This is a genomic window from Mesorhizobium sp. B264B1B (assembly GCF_020165765.1).
Classification (GTDB): Bacteria; Pseudomonadota; Alphaproteobacteria; order Rhizobiales; family Rhizobiaceae; genus Mesorhizobium.
In genome coordinates, this window is sequence record NZ_JAIUIS010000004.1 from 233,288 (window position 1) to 257,221 (window position 23,934).

The 23,934-nt window shown below is 60.4% G+C and carries 23 protein-coding genes; 11 read left to right on the top strand and 12 right to left on the bottom strand.

Annotated features, from left to right (window positions below):
* The first annotated feature begins 21 nt into the window (after positions 1-21).
* From LB547_RS10355 to LB547_RS10390, 8 genes are read left to right on the top strand one after another with little or no spacing between them, the layout of a single operon-like run.
* Positions 22-822 carry a substrate-binding domain-containing protein gene (locus LB547_RS10355; RefSeq protein WP_224655851.1) on the top strand — a complete coding sequence of 267 codons (801 nt, stop codon included), beginning with the start codon at positions 22-24 and terminating at the stop codon, positions 820-822.
* Positions 819-1,352, top strand: a complete 534-nt coding sequence (locus LB547_RS10360; RefSeq protein ID WP_140500652.1) for a c-type cytochrome — start codon at positions 819-821, stop codon at positions 1,350-1,352. Before LB547_RS10355 ends, LB547_RS10360 begins: the two co-directional genes overlap by 4 nt.
* Entirely contained in the window at positions 1,349-2,362 is a 1,014-nt protein-coding gene (gene coxB / locus LB547_RS10365; protein ID WP_140584239.1) for a cytochrome c oxidase subunit II, read from the top strand. The genes LB547_RS10360 and coxB overlap by 4 nt, the downstream gene beginning before the upstream one ends.
* Entirely contained in the window at positions 2,359-4,329 is a 1,971-nt protein-coding gene (ctaD, locus tag LB547_RS10370; RefSeq protein ID WP_140763573.1) for a cytochrome c oxidase subunit I, read from the top strand. The genes coxB and ctaD overlap by 4 nt, the downstream gene beginning before the upstream one ends.
* A complete protein-coding gene (locus LB547_RS10375; RefSeq protein WP_140500655.1) occupies positions 4,326-4,931 on the top strand; it encodes a heme-copper oxidase subunit III in 606 nt (201 codons plus the stop codon). The genes ctaD and LB547_RS10375 overlap by 4 nt, the downstream gene beginning before the upstream one ends.
* Before the next feature lies 1 nt (position 4,932).
* Positions 4,933-5,274, top strand: a complete 342-nt coding sequence (locus LB547_RS10380; RefSeq protein WP_140500656.1) for a hypothetical protein — start codon at positions 4,933-4,935, stop codon at positions 5,272-5,274.
* Positions 5,271-6,149, top strand: a complete 879-nt coding sequence (locus LB547_RS10385) for a cytochrome c oxidase assembly protein (protein WP_140663465.1) — start codon at positions 5,271-5,273, stop codon at positions 6,147-6,149. Before LB547_RS10380 ends, LB547_RS10385 begins: the two co-directional genes overlap by 4 nt.
* A 1-nt stretch (position 6,150) precedes the next feature.
* Positions 6,151-6,537 carry a c-type cytochrome gene (locus tag LB547_RS10390; RefSeq protein ID WP_224618831.1) on the top strand — a complete coding sequence of 129 codons (387 nt, stop codon included), beginning with the start codon at positions 6,151-6,153 and terminating at the stop codon, positions 6,535-6,537.
* A 696-nt stretch (positions 6,538-7,233) separates the two neighbouring features.
* On the opposite strand, the gene LB547_RS10395 is transcribed toward LB547_RS10390, so the two are convergent.
* Positions 7,234-8,223 (bottom strand): NAD-dependent epimerase/dehydratase family protein, encoded by a 990-nt coding sequence (locus LB547_RS10395; RefSeq protein ID WP_140500659.1) that lies wholly within the window; start codon positions 8,221-8,223, stop codon positions 7,234-7,236.
* Positions 8,224-8,795: 572 nt separating this feature from the next.
* On the opposite strand from LB547_RS10395, the gene LB547_RS10400 reads away from it, so the two are divergent.
* Together LB547_RS10400 and LB547_RS10405 are read left to right on the top strand one after the other, a co-directional pair.
* Complete coding sequence (locus tag LB547_RS10400; protein WP_140521294.1) at positions 8,796-9,671, top strand: ABC transporter permease; 876 nt, start codon at positions 8,796-8,798, stop codon at positions 9,669-9,671.
* 3 nt (positions 9,672-9,674) lie between these two features.
* On the top strand, positions 9,675-10,904 hold the full coding sequence (locus tag LB547_RS10405) for an ABC transporter ATP-binding protein (RefSeq protein WP_140558720.1): 1,230 nt from the start codon (positions 9,675-9,677) through the stop codon (positions 10,902-10,904).
* A 9-nt stretch (positions 10,905-10,913) separates the two neighbouring features.
* Here the strand turns inward: LB547_RS10405 and LB547_RS10410 are convergent, their stop codons facing one another.
* From LB547_RS10410 to LB547_RS10450, 9 genes are read right to left on the bottom strand one after another with little or no spacing between them, the layout of a single operon-like run.
* On the bottom strand, positions 10,914-11,852 hold the full coding sequence (locus tag LB547_RS10410) for a glycosyltransferase family 2 protein (protein ID WP_181178035.1): 939 nt from the start codon (positions 11,850-11,852) through the stop codon (positions 10,914-10,916).
* A complete protein-coding gene (locus LB547_RS10415) occupies positions 11,849-12,727 on the bottom strand; it encodes a glycosyltransferase family 2 protein (protein WP_140674450.1) in 879 nt (292 codons plus the stop codon). The genes LB547_RS10410 and LB547_RS10415 overlap by 4 nt, the downstream gene beginning before the upstream one ends.
* Positions 12,720-13,664 (bottom strand): polysaccharide deacetylase family protein, encoded by a 945-nt coding sequence (locus tag LB547_RS10420; protein ID WP_181178036.1) that lies wholly within the window; start codon positions 13,662-13,664, stop codon positions 12,720-12,722. Before LB547_RS10420 ends, LB547_RS10415 begins: the two co-directional genes overlap by 8 nt.
* A gap of 41 nt (positions 13,665-13,705) precedes the next feature.
* Entirely contained in the window at positions 13,706-15,277 is a 1,572-nt protein-coding gene (locus LB547_RS10425) for a glycosyltransferase (RefSeq protein ID WP_140763582.1), read from the bottom strand.
* A complete protein-coding gene (locus LB547_RS10430; protein ID WP_318012487.1) occupies positions 15,274-16,455 on the bottom strand; it encodes an NAD-dependent epimerase/dehydratase family protein in 1,182 nt (393 codons plus the stop codon). Before LB547_RS10430 ends, LB547_RS10425 begins: the two co-directional genes overlap by 4 nt.
* Positions 16,365-17,468 carry a Gfo/Idh/MocA family protein gene (locus LB547_RS10435; protein WP_181165249.1) on the bottom strand — a complete coding sequence of 368 codons (1,104 nt, stop codon included), beginning with the start codon at positions 17,466-17,468 and terminating at the stop codon, positions 16,365-16,367. Before LB547_RS10435 ends, LB547_RS10430 begins: the two co-directional genes overlap by 91 nt.
* Positions 17,452-18,444, bottom strand: a complete 993-nt coding sequence (locus tag LB547_RS10440) for a glycosyltransferase family 2 protein (protein ID WP_140672443.1) — start codon at positions 18,442-18,444, stop codon at positions 17,452-17,454. Before LB547_RS10440 ends, LB547_RS10435 begins: the two co-directional genes overlap by 17 nt.
* Positions 18,441-19,457: a glycosyltransferase family 2 protein gene (locus tag LB547_RS10445; RefSeq protein ID WP_140517478.1), complete on the bottom strand. Its 1,017-nt coding sequence runs from the start codon at positions 19,455-19,457 to the stop codon at positions 18,441-18,443. Before LB547_RS10445 ends, LB547_RS10440 begins: the two co-directional genes overlap by 4 nt.
* Positions 19,454-20,599, bottom strand: coding sequence for a glycosyltransferase family 2 protein (locus LB547_RS10450; RefSeq protein ID WP_181170979.1), 1,146 nt, complete (start codon positions 20,597-20,599; stop codon positions 19,454-19,456). Before LB547_RS10450 ends, LB547_RS10445 begins: the two co-directional genes overlap by 4 nt.
* Positions 20,600-21,210: 611 nt before the next feature.
* On the opposite strand from LB547_RS10450, the gene LB547_RS10455 reads away from it, so the two are divergent.
* Positions 21,211-21,435 carry a hypothetical protein gene (locus LB547_RS10455; RefSeq protein ID WP_224655852.1) on the top strand — a complete coding sequence of 75 codons (225 nt, stop codon included), beginning with the start codon at positions 21,211-21,213 and terminating at the stop codon, positions 21,433-21,435.
* Positions 21,436-21,538: 103 nt separating this feature from the next.
* On the opposite strand, the gene LB547_RS10460 is transcribed toward LB547_RS10455, so the two are convergent.
* Positions 21,539-22,660 (bottom strand): aminotransferase class I/II-fold pyridoxal phosphate-dependent enzyme, encoded by a 1,122-nt coding sequence (locus tag LB547_RS10460; protein ID WP_140672445.1) that lies wholly within the window; start codon positions 22,658-22,660, stop codon positions 21,539-21,541.
* An 11-nt stretch (positions 22,661-22,671) separates the two neighbouring features.
* Complete coding sequence (locus tag LB547_RS10465) at positions 22,672-23,931, bottom strand: cysteine desulfurase-like protein (RefSeq protein WP_140500672.1); 1,260 nt, start codon at positions 23,929-23,931, stop codon at positions 22,672-22,674.
* Between the last annotated feature and the right edge of the window lie 3 nt (positions 23,932-23,934).

A 23,934-nucleotide genomic window follows, 5' to 3' on the forward strand; every position in this document is an offset into this window, starting at 1 on the left:
CGCGAGGCGAACGGGCGTCTTGTGGCCGCGGTGGTAGCGTTTGCCTCGCTGCTCTTCGCGGTTGCCGCCGACGCACGTGAACTCAAGGTATGTGCCGACCCTAACAACATGCCGTTTTCCAACGCCGCTGGACAGGGCTTCGAAAACAAGATTGCCCAGATCATCGCCAAAGAGCTGGATGCAAGACTTTCCTATACCTGGTGGGCCCAACGCCGCGGTTTCGTTCGCAACACGCTCAAGGCAGGCCTGTGCGATCTCATACCTGGCACTCCCGCCAATCTCGAAATTCTCCGCGCCACCGCTCCCTATTACCGCTCGACCTATGTCTTCGTGACGCGGCGGGACAGTCCCGAGATCACGTCTTTCAACGATCCACGCCTGCGCACTCTACGCATCGGCGTGCAGCTCATCGGCGATGACGGGGCCAACTCCCCACCGGCCCAGGCACTCGGCCGCCGCGGCATTGTCGGTCATCTCGTCGGCTATCCAGTCTATGGCGACTATTCGGCTCCCAACCCGCCCGCGCGCATTGTCGAGGCGGTGGCCAGCGGCGAGATCGATGTTGCCGTCGTCTGGGGCCCGCTCGCTGGTTATTTCGCCGCCAAGCAGAAGACACCGCTGCGCATCACGCCCGTGACACCTCGAATCGACGGGCCTCAATTGCCAATGGTCTACGACATCTCCATGGGCGTCCGACGCGGGGACGACGGGCTGCGCGACGAAGTGGATGCAGCCCTTGCCAAGCACAAGGCTGAGATCGACGCGACCCTGGCCCGATACGGTGTGCCGCGCCTTGATACCGGCGGGAGCGCGGACCGATGAGGCGGAACCTCACCGTGCTCTTGTCGGCGATGCTGGCCCTTGCCGCTTGCCAGCGGGAAGAGCGCGACACACGTCCGCAATCGGCCCTTGGGTCCGGCCAACAGCCAACGCCGGTGACTGCGCTGGAGCCAGGCGGCCAAAGGCCGCTCCCGAGCGACAACAAGGCGGCCAGCTTCGAGGCCAACGCCTTTCATCTTAGCGAGGGCAAGCGCCTGTTCAGCTGGTTCAATTGCTCGGGGTGCCATGCCAATGGCGGCGGCGGCATGGGACCGGCGCTGATGGATGAGAAGTGGGTTTACGGCAGCTCGATCGAGAGTATCCACGCAACTATCCGGGACGGGCGGCCTAACGGCATGCCTAGCTTCCGAAACAAGATACCCGATGATCAGATTTGGGAGCTTGCAGCCTTCGTACGTTCGCTGAGCGGCAACGCCCCCTCCTCCGCCGCACCACAGCGTAACGACGACATGATGGTCCATCCGTCGGAAAATCGCCTCCCCGATGCCGCGACGCTGGGGAAATCGCCGTGAAACGATTTTTTCCCAAAGCGAGTTGCGCAGCCGCTCTCCTGGCGCTTTCAGGTTGCAGCGGCTGGCAGTCCGCTCTCGATCCGAAAGGCCCGGCCGCGGGCGAGCTCGCCTGGCTGATCTGGTTTTTCACTGCCCTGTGCGCGGCCGTGTGGATGCTGGTGATGGTCGTGCTGGTCGCCACCCTGTTCCAGCGAGTTCGAACAGGAAAAGATCCGCTCGTGCTCGACCTCGCTTCCGAACATCGCAAAATGCGCGTGGTCTTGACCGCGGTTGGGGTGACTGCGGCGATCCTAATTGGGCTGACCCTGTTGAGCTTTTTCGCCAACAGGACGCTTGCCGGGATCGGCTCGGATGAGGCGCTGACGGTCCGCGTGACCGGCCACCAATGGTGGTGGGAAGTGCGCTACGAGAATGCCCAGCCAAGCCGCATCCTGACGACGGCGAACGAAATCCACATTCCGGCCGGCGAGCCGGTTCGGCTTCTTTTGACTTCAACAGACGTAATCCACTCCTTCTGGGTGCCGAGCCTTGCCGGCAAGCTCGACCTCATCCCCGGACATATGAATGTGCTGGACATCAGGGCTGACAAGCCAGGCGTCTATCGTGGTCAATGTGCTGAGTTCTGCGGCGCGCAGCACGCCAACATGGGCACCTTCATCATTGCCGAGCCGCGGCCGCAGTTCGATGCGTGGCTGGACGACCAGTTGCGGCCTGCCGCCGCTCCGACCAATGCCGAAGCCAAGGCCGGCGCGGATCTTTTCCTCCAGCGGCCCTGCGTGATGTGCCACAGGATCGGCGGCACACCCGCAGGTGGCACGGTAGCGCCCGATCTTACCCATATAGCCAGCCGGCAAACTCTCGCAGCCGGAACGCTGACGATGAGCCGCGGCAATCTCGCCGCTTGGATCGCCGACCCGCAAGGCATCAAGCCCGGCTCCCACATGCCTGTAACGGCTCTCAATGGCGACGAGCTCAATGCCATCATTGCCTACCTCGAGGGGCTGAAATGACCAGCGCCGACCTGACGAGCGGACGCGACCTGCGGGCGGAAGCCCAAGCAAAGGGAGATCTCGCTCCCGAGCATGACGGACCGCGCGATACCGGCATGGAGGAAGCCGACCTCCAGCGGCGGCTGGAGCGCACCTGGCGTACGCCCCCCGGCATCGTCGGCGCGCTTTCGAGCGTCGACCACAAGGTGATCGCCAGGCGCTATCTGATCACTGCCTTTATCTTTCTGTGTCTGGGCGGGCTCAACGCAGTGGCTATGCGTGTTCAGCTCTCGGGACCACAGCGTGGGCTGATCGGGCCGGACCTCTACAACCAGCTGTTTACCATGCACGGCGTCACGATGATGTTCCTGTTCGCGGTACCGATCGTGCAGGCGACCGGCATTTATCTCGTGCCGCTGATGGTCGGCACCCGCAACATTGCGTTTCCGCGGCTGAATGCGTTCAGTTACTGGGTCTATGTTTCGGGCGGCCTGTTCGCCTGGGTGTCTTTCGCTCTCAACATGGCGCCGGACGTCGGCTGGTTCGCCTATGTGCCGCTGTCCGGTCCCGAATTCGCCCCTGGCAAGCGCGCCGACGTCTGGGCGCAGATGATTACCTATACCGAGGTGTCTTCACTGGCTGTGGCAGTGGCGACGATCGTCACGATCTTGAAGCAGCGTGCTCCCGGCATGTCGCTGGACAAGATCCCGCTATACGTCTGGGCGATGCTGGTCACCTCCTTTGTCGTCGTCTTCGCAATGCCGGCGGTGATGATCACCTCGACATTCCTGATCCTCGACAGGCTGGTCGGCACACACATCTTCAACCCGGCCGAAGGCGGTGATGCCTTGCTGTTCCAGCATCTGTTCTGGTTCTTCGGTCACCCCGAGGTCTACATCATCTTCCTGCCGGCGACCGGCATGGTCTCCTCGATCATCCCGGCTTTCGCCCGCCGACCGGTGTTCGGCCATCTCGGCATGGTTCTGTCGTTGATCGCGGTCGGCTTCCTGTCCTTTGGCCTGTGGGTCCACCATATGTTCGCGACAGGCCTGCCCAAGCTCGGCGCCAGCTTCTTCACCGCTTCCAGCATGATGATCGCTATTCCCAACGGCGTACAGATCTTCTGCTGGCTGGCAACGATGTGGGACGGCAGACCGGTGATCCGCGCGCCAATGTTGTTCGTGTTCGGCTTCTTCTTCATCTTCGTCATCGGCGGTCTCACCGGCGTCATGCTGGCCTCCGTGCCGCTGGATCTGCAGGTGCACGACACCTACTTCGTCGTCGCGCATTTCCACTATGTGCTGATCGGCGGATCGGTATTCCCGCTGCTGGGTGCGGCCTATTTCTGGTTTCCTAAAATCACCGGCCGCATGATGAGCGAGCGCCTGGGCCGCTTGCATTTCTGGCTGGCCTTCATTGGCTTCAACGCCGCCTTTTTCCCGATGCACATCGTGGGGCTGTGGGGCATGCCGCGAAGGGTCTACACCTATCCGGCCGAGCTTGGCTGGGGGAACATCAACCTGTTCATAACAGCAGGCGCGGTGGTCTTCTTCCTGAGTTTCGTCCTGTTCACCTTCAATCTTGTGCATGGCGCGTTGAAAGGCGCAGCGGCAGGCAACAATCCCTGGGAGGCCGGCACCCTGGAATGGGCAACGCCCTCGCCGCCGCCGAGCTATAATTTCGCGCGCATTCCGGTCGTCACCAACGCGGAGCCACTCTGGGCCGAGCGCGACGCTCTTCCCGTAGCGACCGGGCTTCGCGTCGACGCGCGCGAGCTGCTGGTCTCGACAGTCGCTGAAGCGCATCCCGACATTCGCGAGAAATCGGCGACACCGTCGATCTGGCCGCTCTTTGCAGCGTTCGCCGTAGGCGGCACGTTTCTCTATTCGATCTTCACCCCCTGGGCCATCGTGTGGGGCGCCCTGCCAATCGCCGTCACCTTGATCGGCTGGTTCTGGCCAAAAGGTGATCTGGAGGACGAGGAATGAACGAGCGTCCCGTCACAGATGTTTCCGGTCTCCCCACCTTTGGGCATGGTCCGCGCAGCCCGACCTGGTGGGGCACGCTCGCTTTCATGGCTCTGGAGGGCACCGGCTTTGCGCTCGCCGCAGCCGCCTATCTCTACCTGGCGGTCTCTTGGCCTGAATGGCCGTTGAGTGCACCGCAGCCGAACCATTGGCCAGGAACGATCGTCACGCTGCTGCTGATCGCCAGCCTGGTGCCGAACCACATCCTCGATCGCTATGCCAAGCAATGCGCCATCGTGCCGGTGCGGATCGGACTGGTTGTCATGTCGCTGCTCGGCCTCGCCCCGCTCCTTGTGCGCTGGTTCGAGTTTCCGGCCTTGAACGTTTACTGGGATACGAACGCCTACGGCTCGATGCTTTGGGTGCTGCTCGGGCTCCACACCACGCATCTGATAACAGATGTCGGCGATACGATCGTGCTGACGGTGCTGATGTTCACGCGCCATGGCTATAGCGGGCGACGCTTCGGCGACGTCGGCGACAATGTTTTCTATTGGGATTTCGTGGTCGCAACCTGGCTTCCGATCTATCTGCTGATCTACTGGGTACCGAGGCTCGGCTGACATGCGCGCGGTCCGGTTGGGAACTTCTTGGGGTGGGCTTTTGTCGGGCCCGTTGGCTTGGGCGGTCTCGACGCAACTGAACTACTCGCTGGTTCCCTGGCAATGCAATCACCAGGTGCCGGTCGTGCTTCCCTTAGCGTTGCTGCTCGCCTTGTTCTCGCTTCTGGGCGGTGCTCTGTCCTGGCAGGCAAAGCGGCAAGGCGGCGCTGCTTTCAAAGCAGAACGCACGCGCGGTACCGAGCATTTTGTCGCCGATCTCGGCATGCTGGCGGCTCTCCTGTTTGCACTGGTCATCATCATGCAGGGAAGCGCCGCACTCATCCTGGACGAGTGTCTGCGATGAACCTGGCCACGCTCTTCTCTACCTCGATCTGCTATGGCTCCGGCGCGCCCGAGGCCGGATGGACACTTGCGCTTCCCATCACGGTCCCGCTGACGGCGGTCGCGCTCATCTACATGGCCGGTGCGATGCGGCTGTGGCGCCGCAGCACTCGCGGCCGTCCGCTGCGGATGCGTCAGGCGCTGCTGTTTGCCGCCGGCTGGAGCGTACTGACGGCAGCGTTGGTCAGTCCGATCCATGCTCTCGGCGAGCGGCTGTTTGTCGCGCACATGATCGAACACGAGTTGCTGATGGCGGTGGCGGCGCCGTTGCTGGTCATCGCCTGCCCCGCCCCTGCTCTGCTGTGGGCATTTCCCGTAACGTTCCGGCGCGCCCTGGGCACGGTCGGGCATGGCAAATCGCTGCGAGCGCTCTGGACCGTTGCGAGCCGGCCTGTCACCGCAACGATTGTTCACGGGATCGCGATATGGGTGTGGCACATTCCGGTCCTGTTTGAGGCAGCGCTCGAGCATGGCGTGCTGCATTATGCCCAACATGCGAGCTTCCTCGGCACAGGCCTGCTCTTCTGGTGGGCGTTGCTGCCGCGCCAAGGCCAACAGCAGGCCTATGGAAGTGCCGTGATGCATCTTTTCTTCACCTCCCTGCACACCGGCCTGCTCGGCGTCCTGCTTCTTCTATCGCCGAAGCTCTGGTACCCGGAGAATGCTGCCGGGGCGGCAGTGTGGAATTTAAGCCCGATCGAGGACCAGCAGCTTGCCGGGCTCGTTATGTGGGTCCCGGCCGGCCTTATCTATGGCGGGGCAGCGCTATTGCTGGCCGGCCTCTGGATAACAACGAGCGGAACCAGGAAGGTCGCGCATGCGCCCTGGCCCATCTAAATTGATCATCGCCGTGTGCATTCTGCTGGTCGTCGCGGGCGGCGCGCTCGCATTGTGGGCCGACCGAGCCCGTCGGGTGCAGCAAGAGGCGGATGCCGCTACCGGCGGCGTCGGTGCACGTGCGATACCGATCATGCTGGCGAATGGCTGCGCCGGCTGCCACACCATCACCGGTGTACCCGGTGCGGTAGGCCACGTCGGCCCACGCCTGGACGCCAGTCTATCTGACAGGATCTATGTTGGCGGTGTGCTGGCTAACAATCCGGAGAACATGATCCGCTGGATACGGTCAGCAAGGGACATTAATCCGCACACCGCCATGCCCTCCACCGGCATCACCGAGCAGCAAGCGCGTGACATCGCCGCCTATCTCTATGCTTTGAGATAGACCGCCGCCTCGGCGGGATCACGGGCTGTGCCCAGGACCATAGCCGACAGGGGAACAAAGCTGCCCGATTACGGTTTGAACAGCAGCCGGCGCAGTACAAATTCAAGTCCGCCGTGCTGCTGGGTCATAAGCCCCAGCCAAGAGCCCGCTTCCCCCTCCCTCAAGAGCGGGCTCTTTCCTTGTGGATCGATGCGGAGCGATCAGGGGCGTGGACTGAGGCGACATGAAGCAACTTCTGTCAGATCTCGCCGCAATGGCCGAACCCGGCTTCTGGATCGCCTTGGGGCTTTTAGCCCTGCCTTACTCCGTGGGAGTAATCTTCCTGATCAAGACATGCCACTGCCTCTGATCGCCCAGCCGTCCGGTCGTACGGGCTTTATTACCTGCCAGCGCAAGATGTGAGTGACCATCACGGATCGTCGCCGAGCGAGAGCGTGCAGGCCATCCGCGCCGCTCGAACACCCATAAGGTTGCCGACCACGCGTTGGAGGAGTTGCTGGGGGAGCATGCATTGCCGCGGAGGAGCCTTCCGCACTTGTATGTCGCCTTCGGTGGGCCCTGAACGATGCGCGGAAGCGCGCGTTCACAGCATCGAACTGGCCGGTTGAGCATACCGCGACGTTGGTCGAAGAATCCGGATTGCGGCGAGCACATTTCTCCCCTTTTTCGGTCACATTTTATCGGGGCGGATCCCACTCACACCGATGCGGCAACCATCGAGTCCGAGGAAACACTGGACAAGTCGTTCTGTTGCTGGCGGCGAAACCAGTCCAGGGTGAGGCGCACACCCTCTTCAAGAGGTATTTGACAGGCCCAGCCGGGGATGATCCTCCGCGCTAGAGTTAAGTCCGGGCAGCGGTTCGTCGGATCTTGGGGGATCGGATCAACATGCACGATTTTGGTGCCTGGCACCAAGCCTGCGACGTAACGGGCAACATCGATAACGGAAATCTCACGATCGTTTCCGATGTTCAGGGGACCAATATAACCATGCTCCTCCCCCCAGAAGAATTGTTCTAGGCCGTCCACGATATCGCTGACGTATCCCCAACTCCGCGACTGCAAGCCGTCGCCAAAAACGATTATAGGTTTGCCGAACAGCGCATTCGTGATGAAATTTGATACTGCACGTCCATCGTCAGGTCGTGTCCTAGGTCCGTAGACGTTGAACAATCTTGCAACTCGAATGTCGAGCCCGCTCAATCGGTTACTCTCAAAAAGCAGGGCCTCGGCGCAACGCTTACCTTCATCATACGATGAACGCGGCCCCGTGCAATCAACGGAGCCCCTGTAAGTTTCCGGTTGCGGCGTTACCAGCGGATCGCCGTAAACCTCAGACGTGGACGTGAAACAGAAACGGCCCCCGGCGCGAAGAAGGGTCAGAAGCCGCATAGTTCCTATTACGTTGGCCGAGATGGTTCGTACCGGATCTTGCATATACCAGGGAGGCGAAGCAGGCGAGGCGAGATGATAGATCTCGTCAAAAAGGCTCCCCTGCTGAAAATCTTCAACAGCCACATCTACCACGACCAAGCGAGGGTCGGCGATATGATCCAGATTGGCACGAGTACCAGTCCAGAAATTGTCAACAGCAACAATTCGATTGATTTCTTGCCTTAACAACAGTCGATCAACCAGGTGGGATCCGATGAACCCGGCTGCTCCCGCGACAAGAACACTTTTCATTTCCGACCCAAAGCTTTGCAGCTTGCTCAGGAGCTATGAACGCTGACTCGTCAAGCCGTCTGAATTGCCAATGAGATGTCACTCCCTCCACGCAATGATGGTTCGCGCAACGCGCATCGCCCGAACAACCCAAATCCGCGCAAATAGTACCACCCCATTGGACAATGGCACATCTTAAGGACCCTGTCACCAGCGGTGCAGTGCATACACTACACTGTAAAAACGAAAGATTTCTGTAGCCTGACTATCTTCGATGGGCATAACATCACCACAAGTTCAATAGGGAAATGTATCCTCGACAACCCAGCACAGGTGGGAGAATAGCGGTAGAAACTCAGACGGCCCGGGCAGGTGTTCGTTCGCATCCGGATCGAACGTAAAGTCCGTGTGCGAGAAATGCCCTCCGTCCGGTTGGACTTATCGAACAACGGGGATATGCGGCGCGATCTCGCGCCTCCGGAGGATCTGGTCGAGCATTGAGGGCGGCTGCTATGCGCTCTCGAATGGTGAGGCTCGTGAACGGCAGGCACCATCAAAAATGCTGATTGCGCTGCGCGGAAATGTAAGCCTCAATGGGGCTGTCAAGGGAGGCGGACGCCATCATCGTGTCGGACCAGACAGGCGCGCAATCAGCTGTCGTGACAATCATCGATCCGTCCCGCAAGCGAGGACTGTTCGAACCTTCCGAGCTTTGGCGATATCGGGAAGTTGTGTTCTTCCTGGCCTGGCGTGATTTCAAGGTCAAATACCGGCAGACTTATCTGGGCATCCTTTGGGCAATGCTGCAGCCGCTCGTTGCTATGTCGGTCTTCAGCATCTTCTTCGGCAAGCTCGCAGGCATTTCGTCCAACGGCGCGCCATACCCGCTATTTGTTCTGTGTGGGCTTGTGCCATGGAGTTTTTTTTCGCGAGCCGTCGCCAGCATGACGGGCAGCCTCGTCAGAAACCAGGAACTGGTGAAACGCGTCTATTTCCCGCGTCTGATCATTCCCATCTCCACGATGGCCTCATGCCTGACCGATATGCTCGTCGGCTTCGCTCTTTTGTTCGCCGCCATGCTGGCATTCGGAAGCTGGCCGGCACCACAAGCAGTCTTCTTGCCGCTGTTCGTGCTCGTAATGGCTGCGTCAGCGACTGGAGTGGGCGTGGCATTGTCGGCGATCAACGTTCGCTTTCGCGATGTGGGCTATCTGTTGCCGTTCAGCCTTCAGATACTTCTGTTCATGACCCCGATCGTGTATCCAGCCAATCTCGTCCCTCAATTGTGGCGGCCGCTTTATAGTCTGAACCCAATGGTTGGGACAGTCGAGGCCATCCGCTGGAGCGTGCTGGGCACGCCTGCGGACTGGCTCATGATCTCGATATCAACGCTCTCCTCGCTAGCCCTTCTCGTTGCCGGACTGACTATCTTCTCAAAATCCGAACGCGCGTTTCCGGACCTGATCTGAGTGATGACCGACATCGTGATCCAGGCTGCCAATCTCTCCAAGGCGTATAGACTTGGTGTGGCGAACAACAGCTTCCCCACGCTGCGAGACGCGCTCGCCAGCAAAAGGCGGGGTCTTCGCGGGGAGGCCGATACAAGCCACCGCAAAGGTGCGGACGAGCCGTTCTGGGCGTTGAAAAACGTCTCCTTCGAGGTGCACGCAGGCGAAGTCCTTGCCGTGATCGGTCCCAACGGTGCAGGAAAGAGCACCATTCTCAAGATACTGGCGAAGATCGTGGAGCCGACTTCCGGCCGCGCGACGATACATGGACGGCTGGGAGCTTTGCTGGAGGTCGGCACGGGGTTCCATGCCGAACTGACCGGCCGTGAGAACATTTATCTCAACGGGGCCATACTCGGCATGCGGCGCATCGAGATCAATTCCAAGCTTGACGAGATCGTGGATTTCTCCGGGGTCGAGCCGTTTCTCGATACGCCTGTCAAACGATACTCAAGCGGCATGTACTTGCGTCTGGCCTTCGCGATTGCCGCCCACGTCAATCCCGACATTCTGGTGGTCGATGAGGTCTTGGCCGTCGGCGATGCCACGTTCCAGAAGAAATGCATCGCCAAGGCAGCGAGCATCGCCGGGACAGGCCGCACCGTGCTGATCGTCAGTCACCAGATGCCGGTTCTGCAGCGACTTTGCACCCGCGCAATCCTTATCGACGGCGGGATGATCCAGGCGGACGGTCCGACTCAGGACGTGGTCCGGGATTATCTCCAGACGCTTGAGGCCCGCGCAGGAACCGATCTGAGTGTGCGATCCACGCGCACCGGGCGCGGCCGCCTCCGTGTGGTCGGCATCGAAGTTTTCAATGAAATGGGTCCCGTCGCGTCCGGGCAGCCGGCAACTTTTCGGCTTCAGGTTGATGGGCCGCGCGAAACATTGCAGTGCCTTGTGACTATCATTGATGATCTCGGGGATCCTGTGACCTCATTTGATAGCCGGGAGCATTCCCTGCATGACCGTCACGGCGAAGTCTACACGGTACATGTGGACAGCCTTATGCTGAGACCAGGGCGCTACAGGATTGACGTAGCGCTGGTGGCGGACGACAGGGTGGTCGAAGACCATGTCGAGACGGCCGCTGTGTTCGATGTCATGCCCGGTTTGCTCGACGATCGACCGGTCAGCGCCCAGCCTGGCTTTGGCAATGTCAGCTTCCCGCATCGATGGGTGGTCAGGAAGTGACGCCTGTTTTCACCTAGCCACGTGCGCAAGCTGTCGCCGAATCCTGCGCCGCTGCTTTGCTGTCCACATCATGATCTTCAGGGCAAGCCGTTCGGCTTTGCTTCCGATCGTTGCAGGCGTGACATAGGGCGCGCGTGCCAGCCGCAGCGCCAATTGGAGGCGGAAATCCCGCGTTCCACTTTCCATCATATGCTCCGCGATCCAGTCCAGAAAAGCGGCGCGGGCGGGGTGTTTCCCCATCCGATCATAGAGCCCTCGCTGAGTGGCAATCGCCGAGGCCGAACTGGAATGCTGCCGGTAGCGTGCGAGAGTTACAGGAGTGATAAAGGCTGGGAATCGCAGGAACAGCTTCGCCCACAGAGCCTGGTCTTCATAGAGCTCAAAGTGCTCCTCAAAGCCACCAACCGTGCTAACCGCGCTTCTCCGCAAGAGCACGGAACAGGTACACGGAACGTGGCCGTCCTGCATCAGCAGCAGCCGACCCAAAAGCCGGGCGGGCTGATGTAAGCGTGCGGCAAGTCCATCCGTCGGCTCGACCCAGTCGGAGCGCGCTCCATCCGGGTACCACCATTTGGTCGGCCCGAAAATCATTGCGGCATCCGGGTTGGCATCGGCTGCCGCCAGGACCGTCTGCAGCATATGCGGCTCGTACAAATCATCTGCATCCAGGAAGGCAAGCAAATCGCCGCAGCTGGCTGCTATTCCGGCGTTTCTCGCTGCCGCGGCGCCACGCTTGGATCCGGGAGGCCTGCGCAGCACCTTAATTCGAGGATCGATTGCCGCGGCATCATTGGCGATCCTGATACTGTCGTCCGTCGAATTGTCGTCAACCAGCAAGAGCTCCCAATCTGCAATCGTCTGGGCCCGGACGCTGGCGATCGCTTCACCCAGATTTGACGCCGCATTGAGGAAGGGGGTTATGATCGTCACCCGCGGCACGGAAGTCATCGCTGCAGCCGTCTTACGATGCTTCGCTTGCTCGTCTTCCAGGTTTCGCGCGCGAGCACTTTCCAGATTGCGGAACGAATGCGGAAGGAGGCGCCCTGATCCGCCATCACCCCATTCAGCCATCTGAGAAACGTGATACGCGCGGCTTCGTCAGCGCCTGCCCTGGCAGAAGCGGCAGAGCAGCTTTCGACGTGCTGGCGGTATCTCGCCCAGGTCTGGCCGGACACGTAGACGGGCGCGAATGCGAGCGCCTTCGCAAAGAAGGTCTGGTCTTCGAACATCAGGCGGAAGCTGTTCTCGAATCCCCCGAGCGTTGCCAACAAACTTGAACGCATCAGGGCGTTGCAAGTTGTCGGCGTCTGGGCTTGGTTCTGCAGCAGCAGTTCCAGCAGCACGGGCGGATCGTATCGGGCGTTCGGTTCGACTCCGAGCGGGTAATAGTAGTCCGCACGACCAGCAAGCTTTGCCCAGCTATGCCAGATCAACGTCCGGCCGTAGATTAGACCGAGCGCCGGATCGTTTTCCATGATGGAGACTTGTTCGGACAGCTTTTCGGGCAGCCATGTATCGTCTGCATCGAGAAACGCGACATAGGCGCCCCGCGCCTCGGCCAGCCCGCGGTTGCGCGACGCGCTGATACCATGATTGCCCTTGTCGGGATGGGAGAGTAGTCGCACCTTGCCTGGCAAGCGCTGCGCATAGTCGCGCACGATGACAGATGAACGGTCCGTCGAGCCATCGTCGACGACGAGGAGTTCCCAGTCGGTGAAGCTTTGACCTACAACGCTGTCAATAGCTTCCCGGAGATATCTCTCGCCGTTGAACACGACGATGATTCCCGTGACGCGCGGTTCTCGGCATGCATGGTCAGCCATGGCAAAGGACCGCGCGCCGGAACTCTATCTCACCCCAATCAGCGACCGTGACCCGCGGCAGTCGGAAAGGGTCGACCCTGAGCCCAGCTTCACGCGGCAGGGTGGTTACTGCATAGTCCATGCCAGCAGATCTTACCGCTTCGGCGGTGCTGTCGTCGAAGTCTCCGAAGGGGTATGCGAATCCCGCCACCCTCCGCCCTGTAATCTCTTCGCATTGTTGGCGGCTAGCGGAGATCTCGCGTTCAAGACTGTCCCGTTTCAGCAACGGCAGGGATGGATGCGTGCAGGTGTGGGCACCGATCGAAACGCCATCGGTGTCGGCGAGATGCCGCAGCTCCGAATGAGTCATGGCGCGGTCACGCCTTCGGGGGCTGGCGTCGGTTCCTGCCCATCTTGCCAGCTGCTGCAGCGCCCTCCTCCGTTCGTGTACTCTCAACGGCTTCAGCAGTGCGTGCAAGCCGAAATGGAGCGCCGTGCGGCTGATGACGAGATTCGATTTCGCGCGCGTGGCGTCCTCCGTCACCAGCCAATCATAGTTTCGGCCTGCGATCTGGATCGCGAGCCTCTCCGGGAGAGCAGGCGTTTCCAAAGTGATGCGCGACAGAATATCCCACCAGAACACTGAGGGGTCGCTGAGCGCGTGGGTAGTGACGAAGACGGTCACAGGAGCGTTCATGCGTAGCATGACCGGCACGGCATTTTGCACGACATCCGCATAACCGTCGTCAAAGGTAACTGCCACGGCATTTCTCGCTGGCTTTCCGTCCCGAAGCCGTTGTGCCAGCCATTGCAAGGGAACAATATCGCGCGCCTTTGTCAGGATTTCGATTTGGCGTGCGAAATTTTGTGGCGAGACCGAGAGTTCCCAAGGATCGACGCGTGGTTCTCCGACGCGATGATACATCAGCACGAGCGGCCGGTTGTAACCGGCAAGCAATCGGCCCCGTCGCAGGAGCTTGCTAAGAGCTTGACGCACTGTCACGCCGCTCGTCGCCTGAAAGCGCGCGCGGCGACAATCACCGGGCAACATGGGTCATGCACATCGAGCATTGCCGAATTCAGCTCATGCTCCGCCAAGCCATAGAGAAACCCGGTAGCCGAATAGGCGTTTCCATAGTGGCGGACTTCGACATTCTCCACCCCGAACCTGTCTGAGAGAAGCCGGCCCAGTGCCGCCGGGGTTATCGACCAGAACCAGCTCTCGCCCCATTCTCCTCGGTCAATCGGGCTTACCCAAGGGACCGTGACCAGAAGCACGCCTCCCGGTTTCAGCATCCGCCATAGGGTTGCAACCGCGACAGGCATGTTGAAAAGGAGGTGCAGTGTCTGGGTGAGCACGATGCAGTCAAATGTCTCGGGCGGCAGGTCGTCGCCGTTGGCCAGATCGCCCACGAAGGTTGTCAGCGGGTGACCTTCATATCGGTTTAGAACGTCGCTCCTGGCAACTCGACTGCCTCCGAAGCGGGTCGTATAGGCGTTGTCCCCGATCTCCAGAACCCTGCCGGATATGTTCAGCGAACATGATGCGAGGAAAGTCTCGACATAGCGGCGGTCCACTGGCTTGCCGCGATCAAAACCGAAATTTGTACTGAAGGGCAGCGGGCGGCTGAGGTCACCGAACCGGACGCCTGAGCGGCGCCGACTTGACCAACCCTTGAAACGCTGCCGCAGCATCATGGTGGTCTGCAATGGTGCTGCGAGCGAAACGGCAATGGTGTTCAGGAACTGACCGCCGAGCGAAGAACGGGATCGAACCGCTGTACTAAGCTGTCCCAGTTGCATGTGCGCATAATAGCGTTTCCAATTTTCGACGCCCTGATGGTAGGCGGCCGTCCAGTCTGGATTGGTCCGCGCACGATTCCTCTGCCGGCCAAGGACTTTTAGCGCCGCGCGCAACATCATCGGATTGCTGTTGGACATATTCGTTGCGTGCCTGCGGTAATCTGCGAGACACTCCGGGGTGCATGCGGCCTTGTTTGCCCGAGACAGGCGAAGGTAGACGTCGTAGTCCTCGCAAGCCCGCAGGGATCGGTCAAATCCGCCAGCGGCATCCAATGTGCTACGCCGATAGAGCACTGTCGCATGCATTCCAATCAGGTTGCCGGTCAAGAATCCGGCATACGGGTCCTCTCCCACCGGCCTCAGCGGAACTGAATTCCTGACTGCGCCGGCCTCATCGATGTAGCAATAGGCTCCATAGACCAAGGCGCAATCCGGACTGTCATGGAACAAAGCAAGATTGGTAGCGAGCGCCGTCGGGCGCAGCCTGTCATCGGCATCCAGGAACGCGATGAATTCGCCACGTGCTGCCTTCATTCCCGTATTGCGGGCAGCGGCTAAACCCTGGTTTTCTTGGCGGATGTAGTGGACGTCGACATACCGGCGAACAACATTTTCGGGATTGTCGAACGAACCATCGTCCACAACGATGATCTCATCGGGCCGCACGCTCTGGTTCCGGACACTGTCGATCGCTTCCGCGAGAAATCGAGCATGGTTATAGGTCGTAATGACAACCGAGACACAGGCTGGGGCGGGTCTGGCGGTCATCTTTCGCCCACTTGGCTCTGCGCAGTCGGGTAGCCGGCAAAGGTTAGCCATGCGACTGAGCGCCGACATGCCTCCTCGAAGCCGACCACCGGCTGGTATCCGAGCTCGCGCTCGGCCTTGGCCGACGGGAGTTTCACCCGACACCGGTGCAACAGCGCACGTTCTTCAGATACCTTGATCTTTGGAGCCATAGGTGGCCTCTGATCGAGCCCTGATTTCCGCCACTCGGCATAGCCTACCTTTAGTCCGCTACGAACGGGTCTCGGGAGGCTTCGGACAAGCCGCCGGTAAAGGTCGCCATCTCTCAGCCATTGTGTCCAGTTCGGCGCGAATGACAATGGCGCGGAAACCGAAATCGCAGCCAGGTCGAAGCCCAATGCCTCGGCGATCGGGCGGCAAAGATCTGCCCAACTTATCCTTTCGCGGTCCCCGACCAGATAGGTTCGCCCAGCCGCCTCGGGCACTTCGATGGCAAGCTTGATCGCATGAACGACATTGTCGACATAAGCGCTGTTGCAGATGCCATGGCCGCCATCCACCAGATAGGCAGAGCCGTCGAGGAGATCGTTGGCGAAGCCCCCCGTCCAGCTGGAGCGCGGGCCAAAGACAATTCCGGGCCGCAGCACCACCACCTGGACTGCACCGTCCCGTGACAATTCCCCGAGACGACGTTCAGCACGAACCTTGGCATTGTTGTACTCGACCGTCTGGCCGTCGTGCAGCGCGCTCGTTTCGTCCGTTCCGGGCGGCGGCGATTGGCCATGAACGGATGCGCTACTGAGGTAGACCAGGCGAACGACGCCCGCAGCGGCGGCGGCACGATAGACAGGCTCGACGGCATCGACGATCGTGCGACTATCACCGGCAACTGCATGAACAACGGACTGACAGCCAAGAAGGGCCGCAGTAAGAGCCGGAACGTCATGCGCGTCCGCCACCCTTCCATCGATCGCAAAGCGGGACAGGCTGGCGAAAGCACTCGGCCTGCGAACGATCGGCCTCACCTCAGCCCAGCCGGAAAGATGCAGCAACTCCACTGTCCGGCAACCTATGAAGCCGTTGGCGCCAAGCACGGCAACAGTGCCGGTCATTGTCTGGTCTCGGCGGAAGCAATGACGTGGCGAAAGTCTTCTGCTCCGAGCCAAGGCATGTCCAGCCGTTTCCGTCTGGCATAGCATTCCTCGATTCGCTTGAGCACGTTGCGTCCCGCTGTGGCTGACCCGGAAAGGAGGGTTCCATTTCGGACCGTGTCGACCAAGTCCGAAATCTGATCGCAGAACGCGTCGACGAAATCGCGCGACCGGTCGTCGGTGTTGGTGAAGGAGGCGGTGGCTGCCGTGCGGCATCCTTTCAAGGCGATCTCTACAAGCTCCGTCTCATTGACTGCCCAAGAAATCGAGCCACGTTCGCCCTCAAGACGGTAAAGGTTCGGACGAGCCCAATCACGGCTCAGCCGGACCGTTGCCTCGAAGCCGCCAAAACCTAACCGGACAAGGCAGTTCGCCTCGACGCCGCCCATTGCGTCATCGGCGTAGTGGATTTCATGGGGCTCTCCGAACCACCAGGTCAGGAGGTCAAGGCAATGCGTGCCTATGTCCTGAAGCACGCCACCGCCGGATTCCGCGCGGCTGAAATAGCTCGTCGAAGCGACAGGCCACTGGAAAGGGCCACCCTCAAAACAACAGACACCTTGAATTTTTCCGATCAATCCGCCCTCGACCATGGCCTTTATCGATCGGGTGGCAGGGAACTGCCTTCTGACGAGGCCTGTTGCCACATGCAGATTGTTGGCTGCCGCTACCGCCAGGATAAGGTCTGCGTCGGAGCTGCTCGTGGCCATCGGCTTCTCGCACAGAACATGCATGCCGGCCCGCAACGCCTGCATCGACTGATCAAGATGGTATCGAGGCGGGGAAGCGATGATCGCCACATCGGCGCCCACAGCCAGAAGGCCGTCGAAACTGGCTGCAACCTTCGCTCCGGGCAGCCGCGCCTGTACGACCGCGGCGGATTTCGCTTCGGGATCAAAGATGGCTGCGACTGCGATCTGGCCTCTGCCTTGAAGGCGCGACAGCGCTTCCGCATAGTAGAGCTTCGTGACGGCGCCACATCCGGCCAAAACGAGACGGACAGGCTCACCTTGCCGCAGCCGTGCCGGCTGCCGTTGCACAGTTTCAATTTGGGCGGACAATCTCGCCTCCCTGCTTCGCAACGAGCCACAGCATACGTCCAATTGTCTTGAGCGACGGATCGAGGTGGAAGGCTTCACTCATTTGCGCGAGGCATCCAGCCCAATCACCAGAGCCAAGCAGCCGCCGTCCGGTTTCGAGAGCGCTTTGCGAATAAGTCCGCCGAGCCGATGCGGCGACATCGTCCGCGAGTTCGCTTGGAAGATAGCTCTTGAAAATATCAATCGCCATTCGCGTGTAGGCCATGTCCGCGGCATTCCGGATATGGCGCCCTGTGTTCGATTGCGGGTGCATCCGATAAAGCGCAAGGGCTTGCGGTTCGTACCAGACAGGAAAACGAGAAGCGATGCGTATCCACATCTCCCAGTCTTCGCTGCATTTCAGCCGCCGGTCGAAGCCGCCGAGTTCTTCGTAGACCGCGCGTCGGACCGCGATGGACGGCGTCATGATGCGCTGTTCGAGCGCCAATCGGACCACCGCATTCTCAAGCCTTCCGGAGATTGACTGCATTGCAGGTTCGATTGACAACTCCTGTCCGTGGGCGTCCATGAAGACCGTCCGGCAGAACGCCGCTCCTACTCTCGGATCCGCATCGAAACCCCGACCGAGCAATTCGTAAAATTCTGGTCGGACGGCATCGTCGCCGTGCAGGAGATGGACAAGTTCCCCCTGGGCTCGGCTCAGACAGGTATGGAAGTTGCCGATGTGGCCGAGGTTTTGCGGCTGGCGGAAAAAGCCGACACGCCTTCCCCCGATTTCGTTCACGACTTTTTGCGGATCGTCGGACGAACAATCGTCAACCACTTCGATCTGCATATGAGCCGGGTCAGGGGCTTGCGCGAGCACGCTTTGCAGCGTTGAGGCAAGAAAGCGGGCGCTATTATAGACGGGGATCATCACCGACCACTTCGGACGAACAGCCGCCTGTGGCAATGACGGGACCGGATCGCGATTCTCGAAGTTGCGGAAAGCCGTCATCTCCCGAGCACCGAGGATTTCAGCAGGAGCAGTGCCAACCGCGCGATATCGCGTTTCGGCACGTTGTTTCCGCCAGTGCCGCTTCGCAGCAATCGTAGGAAGCACGATCTGGCCGACGGCAAGTCACCTCCGTTCAGATACTGCTTCGACCATTCGTAAAAGTAGCGGGAACAGCCGCCACGGGCAAACTGTGCCCCACGGGCATCCATGACATTCGCCATTCGCCGGTAGAATCCCTCGATCGCATCAAGCCTGAGCGGGCTTGGCAGCGCCGATACAAGCCCACCCGGGTGCAGACGATAGATACCTGCCACCTCGTCGACAAAGGCGAGGTCTGCTGTCTTTGCGCAATGCACATACAGCGGCCAATCAGTAATCGGAAAGAAATCTGCATACCAAGACGGTACATCCCGAACGCACGCGGTTCGCATCATACCGCCGCAAGTGGCGAAGGGATTGCCTTCCCAAATTTCCCTTTGTGTGATTAAGGGCTTCTGATCCCGTGGCGTCCACCGCCGCGACGTGATCTCGTCGCCGTGCGCCACGAGCGCATTGTAAAATATGGCCGAGAGCTCAGGATGCGCGTCAAGATGGGCCACCTGATCTCGCAGCTTGGTCTTGGATGTCCACAGGTCGTCGCCATCAAGGATCGAGACATAGCGCCCGCGCGCAACCCGGAGTCCTCTCGCAACGACCTCGTTGGATCTCAAATTGCTGCCAGAATAGATCGCCGATAGTCTTTCGGGATAATCGGATACATACCGCTCCACGATCTCCCGGGTACCGTCGGTCGAAAAATCTTCGCTGATCAGGATCTCGACACCGGATTCCGTATCTTGCATGAGAACGCTGTCGATCGCTGCCGCTACGTAGCGAGCGTGATTGTAGGTGACAATGAGCACGGTCACACTGACCGTCGGTTCATTCACTGTCCGCTCAAAAGTGCATTCTGCCCTCTGAGCCAAATTGCGGCCCGACGACATCTGCTCTTCCGACAGCAGCAGCTTCTTCATTCCAAGCCTCTAAGGAGAAACGGGCTGTCTGAGCCGCTGCCCTCTTGGGGCATTGCAAAGGTTCCTCGTTCGGGATGCTGCGCCAAATAGCCTCCGCAGGGTCCAAGTTTGCTGTCCATTGCAGCCAGATTGTTGAGCAAGGCACGGTAATCGGTATTCTCGCCGCGATCGAAAAGCTCATCGACAGCGTAGTCCCAGAACGGTTTCCCGATCCCCGAGCTGCGGCCTTCGCGTTCCAGTTTGGTTCCTTGCTTCGCCTTGCGCCGGAAAATGGCAAGCGTCGCACCGACGACTTTCGCGAACTGCGAGGGCGATCGCCAGAGCACTCTGGCGAAGTTCATGCCGACGGCAGCAAAGCGGCGCCTTTTAAGCCCGAGCCTGGCGATCTCGACATCGTTACGGAACATCACATCCGATAGGATCGGGCTCACCATCTCGCTGCAGCGAGCAAAGAGGCTCTCGAGCACCATCCGACGCGAGATGAGCATTCGGACGAAATCTTGCGACATGGCTCCTGGCGTTCGGCGGTATCCGACCAAGTGCTCCTTGACGACATCGAATCGGTATTTCGAGGCGATACTCAATTGGAGGAAGAAGTCCTCACAACCCTCCGCACCGTTTTCGCGCAGTCGCGAGGAATAGCCACCCATTTCGAGTAAGACATCGCGCCGGAACATTGCCGAACTTCCGTGACCGATAAAGTTCTGTCCGAGATGCTGCATGAATACCCATCCGTGCGGGTGCATGCGCTTAGGCGTAATGATCGCCTTATCATCGGCATCGATCGTCCGGTAAAGCGTATAGACAAGCCCAACATCATTGCCTGCTGCAGCGAAAACACGCAGCTGCTTTTCGAGTTTGGTTGGGTGCCAGAGATCGTCGGCGTCTATAGGAGCTATATAGATGCCTTTGCTTGCACGTATCCCCGTATTCCGCGCCGACGCGACGCCACTGTTCTTCTGTTGTAGCAACTTGATACGCGGATCGTCATTGGATAGTCGGCGGACAATTGATGCAGTTTCATCAATCGAACCGTCGTCAACGACTATTATTTCGATGTTTCTGTATGTCTGGTTTATCACCGACGCCAAGGTGCGTTCGATAAATTGTTCTGCGTTGTAGGCAGGGATAATGACAGCCACGAATGCGTGAGTAGGACATTGTGAGTTGCTCGTAGAACAACTCCCCTTGGTGCGGCCACTTCCCTTCACTGTCACCCGGCCTCTGAGCTCTGCATGTACTGCTAAACGGCTGTTGTCCGGCTCACTAACATTTTGGGCCACGCACACTGGACGGCCCTCGCCCGGCCTTCTTAGGTGGCCGATCCATTCTCTTTGTGCCACAGCCCATAGCGTATTTTCCTTTCGCCCCTGGCCGACTTGGGGTTCGAAAACTCACGCAATAGCCCACGCTGCACCCTGACTAAGTGACCCAAAATGATCTCGCCCGTGCGTAGAGCCGCCCACGCAGAGTGGCGGATCCGAGAGTATCTGCTGTTCCTGCAATCTATGCCCCTGGATGGCGAGTAGATAGATCGTCAAAAGCGGTACCCGTTAAGGAAAATTCGCGACCGTTTCGGGATGCCCCGAGAATAAACGCTCTCTTTGCTGCGCGCGTTCACGAATGTCACGAGCTGACTGAATCGCACCCAAGGCTGCGGAAATTCGCGTTCCATCTGGAGTTCGCCCCTGGGACCGGACAAATTGAACAAGCAGAATTGACTTGGAAGCCGGGCTTTCGAAGGATGGAAGCGATGGTGACTTATCGCACGCACAGCATCGAGTTCAAACGTCAAGTAGTGCAGGAGTTCCTCTCTGGCGAGACGCTGCATGGTCTCGCCAGGCGGCACGAACTGCCGCGTAAACCTGATCCGCATCTGGGTCCTGAATTACGAGGCCGGCTCCTTCGACGAGACGTGGCGGCGGCTGACACGATGCAGACGTATGAGCGCGGATCGCAGCGTTGGAGCGGCTGGTAGGCCGACAAGCCTTGGATCGAGTTTCCAAAGGGCTCTGAAACGCGTGCCACGTCCCAGAGGCGGGACTACATCCGCCTTCGGCGGCAGGACATCGCCGTATATGTCACGACCTTTGCCGGGAAGAATGCTTGCGAATCACTGCGGAGATCGCCGCTAGGCCACCCCGCAGTTCGTCCTCAAGAGGATAGAGGAAGCCGATACGCATGTGGTTGCGCGGCATCTCGAACCAGTGGCCCGGACCGACATAGGTGCCATAGCTTTCCAGCAGGTCGGCGTAAAAGTCGTCGAAATCGAATCCCGGACCATGACGGAAACGGGGGAAGCAGACCACGCCGCCCTGGGGCTCGACCCATTCGATCAGCTCGTCGCTCTCAATCCAATCGCGCATGATGGCAAGGCGTCCGGCCAGCACTGGCGCCTGCGCGGCGAGGAAGGCGTCGCGGCCTTCCAGGATGCGGGCGCCGATCCACTCGTCGACGACGCTGCCGCAGATGCCGATCTGCTCCTTCGCCGCCAGGAAGCGCTCCATCAAGTGCACGTCGCGCGTCATGATCCAGCCCATGCGGATGCCCGGCGCGCCGTAAGCCTTGGACAGCGAAGCCACACTGATCGCGGCGGGGCTGAGCGAGGCGGCGGGGGGCAGCATCTCGCCATGGGTCAGGTCGCGGTAGGTTTCGTCCACCAGTAGCCTGCATCCCGCCTTTTCGACCAAGGCGATCAGCGCGTCCAGTTGAGGGCGGCCGATCATCGTGCCGGTTGGGTTATGCGGGCAGGTGATGCTGACATAGCGGGTGTTCGGGCGCAGAGCGCTGGCGACGGCATCGATGTCGAGGCCGAACCGATCGTCGAATTTGAGGTCGATAAAGGTGATGCCGCAGCCGATGGCGCGCGGCGTCTCGATGTTAGTGGCATAGTTCGGCCGCACCACGACAAGATGGTCGTCGCGCGATAGAAGCGTGGTGGCGATGATGAACAGCGCGCCAGCGGCGCCGGCGGCCACCAAAACGTTGTTGGGGCCGAGGCCCTTGCCCTGCGCGGCTACCAACGCCCGAAGCTCAGGGTCGCCGCGATGCTCGCCATAGGGCAGCAGCAGGTCAGGGACGGAGAGATGGAAATCGGACAGCTTACGGTCTCGTACGGAGCTTTCCGACAGGTTGAAGCGAATGCGGTCATAGCCGTATTCCTCCGGTGATTCCTTCTCGATCACCATGCGTGCGTAGTCCATGCTTTCCCCCGTCAGGCTGCCAGCCGGGCGACGGCCAAAACGGCCTGGTCGACCTCGTCTGCTGTGGTGTAATGCGATAGGCCGAGCCGAGCGACGCCGCCTTGCTCGCGCAGGCCGAGCAGGCCGGAGGCTTCATAAGCGTAGAAATCGCCGGCCCAGCCGAAGATGTTTTCGCCCGCCAGCGCGGCTGCGATCTCCTGCGGCGACCTCTTGGCCAGCCGGAAGCTGAAGGTGGGCACACGGGCGTCCAGCCGGTTGCGGCTGGCGATGCCGCAGAGCTTGAAACCGGGAATGCCGGCAACACCCGCCAGGAACCGGTCCATCAGTCCGGCTTCGTAGTCGGTCGCCGCCTCCAATCCCGCCACGATGCGCTGGCGCAGCGGCGCGGCAACGTCGACGCCGGCGCACTGCTCGCCGAGCCAAGCGATGTGCTCGATCGCCGCCTGCGTGCCGGCCTGCGCCTCGAAGGAGGGAGTGCCGGGGGTGTGGCGCCACGGCATGTCGAAGGAGGCGGGCCGCACCTTGAGCGGCGTGAGCCGGTCGCGCAGCTCCGGCCGTATATACATGACACCGGCGTGCGGACCGAAGAACTTGTAGGCAGAGCATGCGAGCAGGTCGCAGCCGATCGCCGACACGTCGAGGGCCAAATGCGGCGCCGACTGCACGGCATCGACCATGGTGACGGCGCCGGCAGCTTTACCAGCAGCCACGATACGGGCAACGTCGTTGACGGTGCCAAAGATGTTGCTCGCGTGATTGCAGGCAACCAGACGCGTGCGCGGGCCGATCAGTTCGTCCAGCATGTCGTAGCGATATTCGAAGGTTTCGGTATCGAACTCGAGCCAGCGGACGGTGACGCCACGTTCCTCGGCTGCGATGATCCACGGGCCGACATTGCCATCATGGTCCATGCGGGTAAGCACGATCTCGTCGCCCGGTTTCCAGTCGCGTGCCACCATGCGCGAAAAATGGAAGATCAGCGAGGTGCTGTTGAGGCCGAAGACGATCTCGTCCGGCTGTGCACCGAGCAAGGCGGCCGCCGCTGCATGCGCTCCCACCAAGATGCGGTCGCTATCACGCGAGGTGTGGAAGGCACCGCCCTCGTTGGCGCAGCTTCGCAGCATCACCTCGCTCATGCGCTCGACCACGCGTGCCGGTACTTGCGAGCCGCCCGGCGCGTCGAGATAGATACGTGGCTTGCCGTCGTCGGTGATCGCCAGCGCCGGGAAGGCCCCGCGCACCGCCTCGATGTCCCATCGTCCAGTCGTCATGGA

Coding starts and splice junctions, on each gene's coding strand:
- LB547_RS10465 (WP_140500672.1), bottom strand. CDS start 23,931: ATGACGACTGGACGATGGGACATCGAGGCGGTGCGCGGGGCCTTCCCG.
- LB547_RS10460 (WP_140672445.1), bottom strand. CDS start 22,660: ATGGACTACGCACGCATGGTGATCGAGAAGGAATCACCGGAGGAATAC.
- LB547_RS10385 (WP_140663465.1), top strand. CDS start 5,271: ATGAACCTGGCCACGCTCTTCTCTACCTCGATCTGCTATGGCTCCGGC.
- LB547_RS10430 (WP_318012487.1), bottom strand. CDS start 16,455: ATGCTATGCCAGACGGAAACGGCTGGACATGCCTTGGCTCGGAGCAGA.
- LB547_RS10405 (WP_140558720.1), top strand. CDS start 9,675: ATGACCGACATCGTGATCCAGGCTGCCAATCTCTCCAAGGCGTATAGA.
- LB547_RS10400 (WP_140521294.1), top strand. CDS start 8,796: ATGGGGCTGTCAAGGGAGGCGGACGCCATCATCGTGTCGGACCAGACA.
- LB547_RS10380 (WP_140500656.1), top strand. CDS start 4,933: ATGCGCGCGGTCCGGTTGGGAACTTCTTGGGGTGGGCTTTTGTCGGGC.
- LB547_RS10375 (WP_140500655.1), top strand. CDS start 4,326: ATGAACGAGCGTCCCGTCACAGATGTTTCCGGTCTCCCCACCTTTGGG.
- LB547_RS10445 (WP_140517478.1), bottom strand. CDS start 19,457: ATGAAGAAGCTGCTGCTGTCGGAAGAGCAGATGTCGTCGGGCCGCAAT.
- LB547_RS10360 (WP_140500652.1), top strand. CDS start 819: ATGAGGCGGAACCTCACCGTGCTCTTGTCGGCGATGCTGGCCCTTGCC.
- LB547_RS10440 (WP_140672443.1), bottom strand. CDS start 18,444: ATGACGGCTTTCCGCAACTTCGAGAATCGCGATCCGGTCCCGTCATTG.
- LB547_RS10455 (WP_224655852.1), top strand. CDS start 21,211: ATGGTGACTTATCGCACGCACAGCATCGAGTTCAAACGTCAAGTAGTG.
- LB547_RS10415 (WP_140674450.1), bottom strand. CDS start 12,727: ATGGCTGACCATGCATGCCGAGAACCGCGCGTCACGGGAATCATCGTC.
- LB547_RS10410 (WP_181178035.1), bottom strand. CDS start 11,852: ATGACTTCCGTGCCGCGGGTGACGATCATAACCCCCTTCCTCAATGCG.
- LB547_RS10425 (WP_140763582.1), bottom strand. CDS start 15,277: ATGACCGCCAGACCCGCCCCAGCCTGTGTCTCGGTTGTCATTACGACC.
- ctaD (WP_140763573.1), top strand. CDS start 2,359: ATGACCAGCGCCGACCTGACGAGCGGACGCGACCTGCGGGCGGAAGCC.
- LB547_RS10395 (WP_140500659.1), bottom strand. CDS start 8,223: ATGAAAAGTGTTCTTGTCGCGGGAGCAGCCGGGTTCATCGGATCCCAC.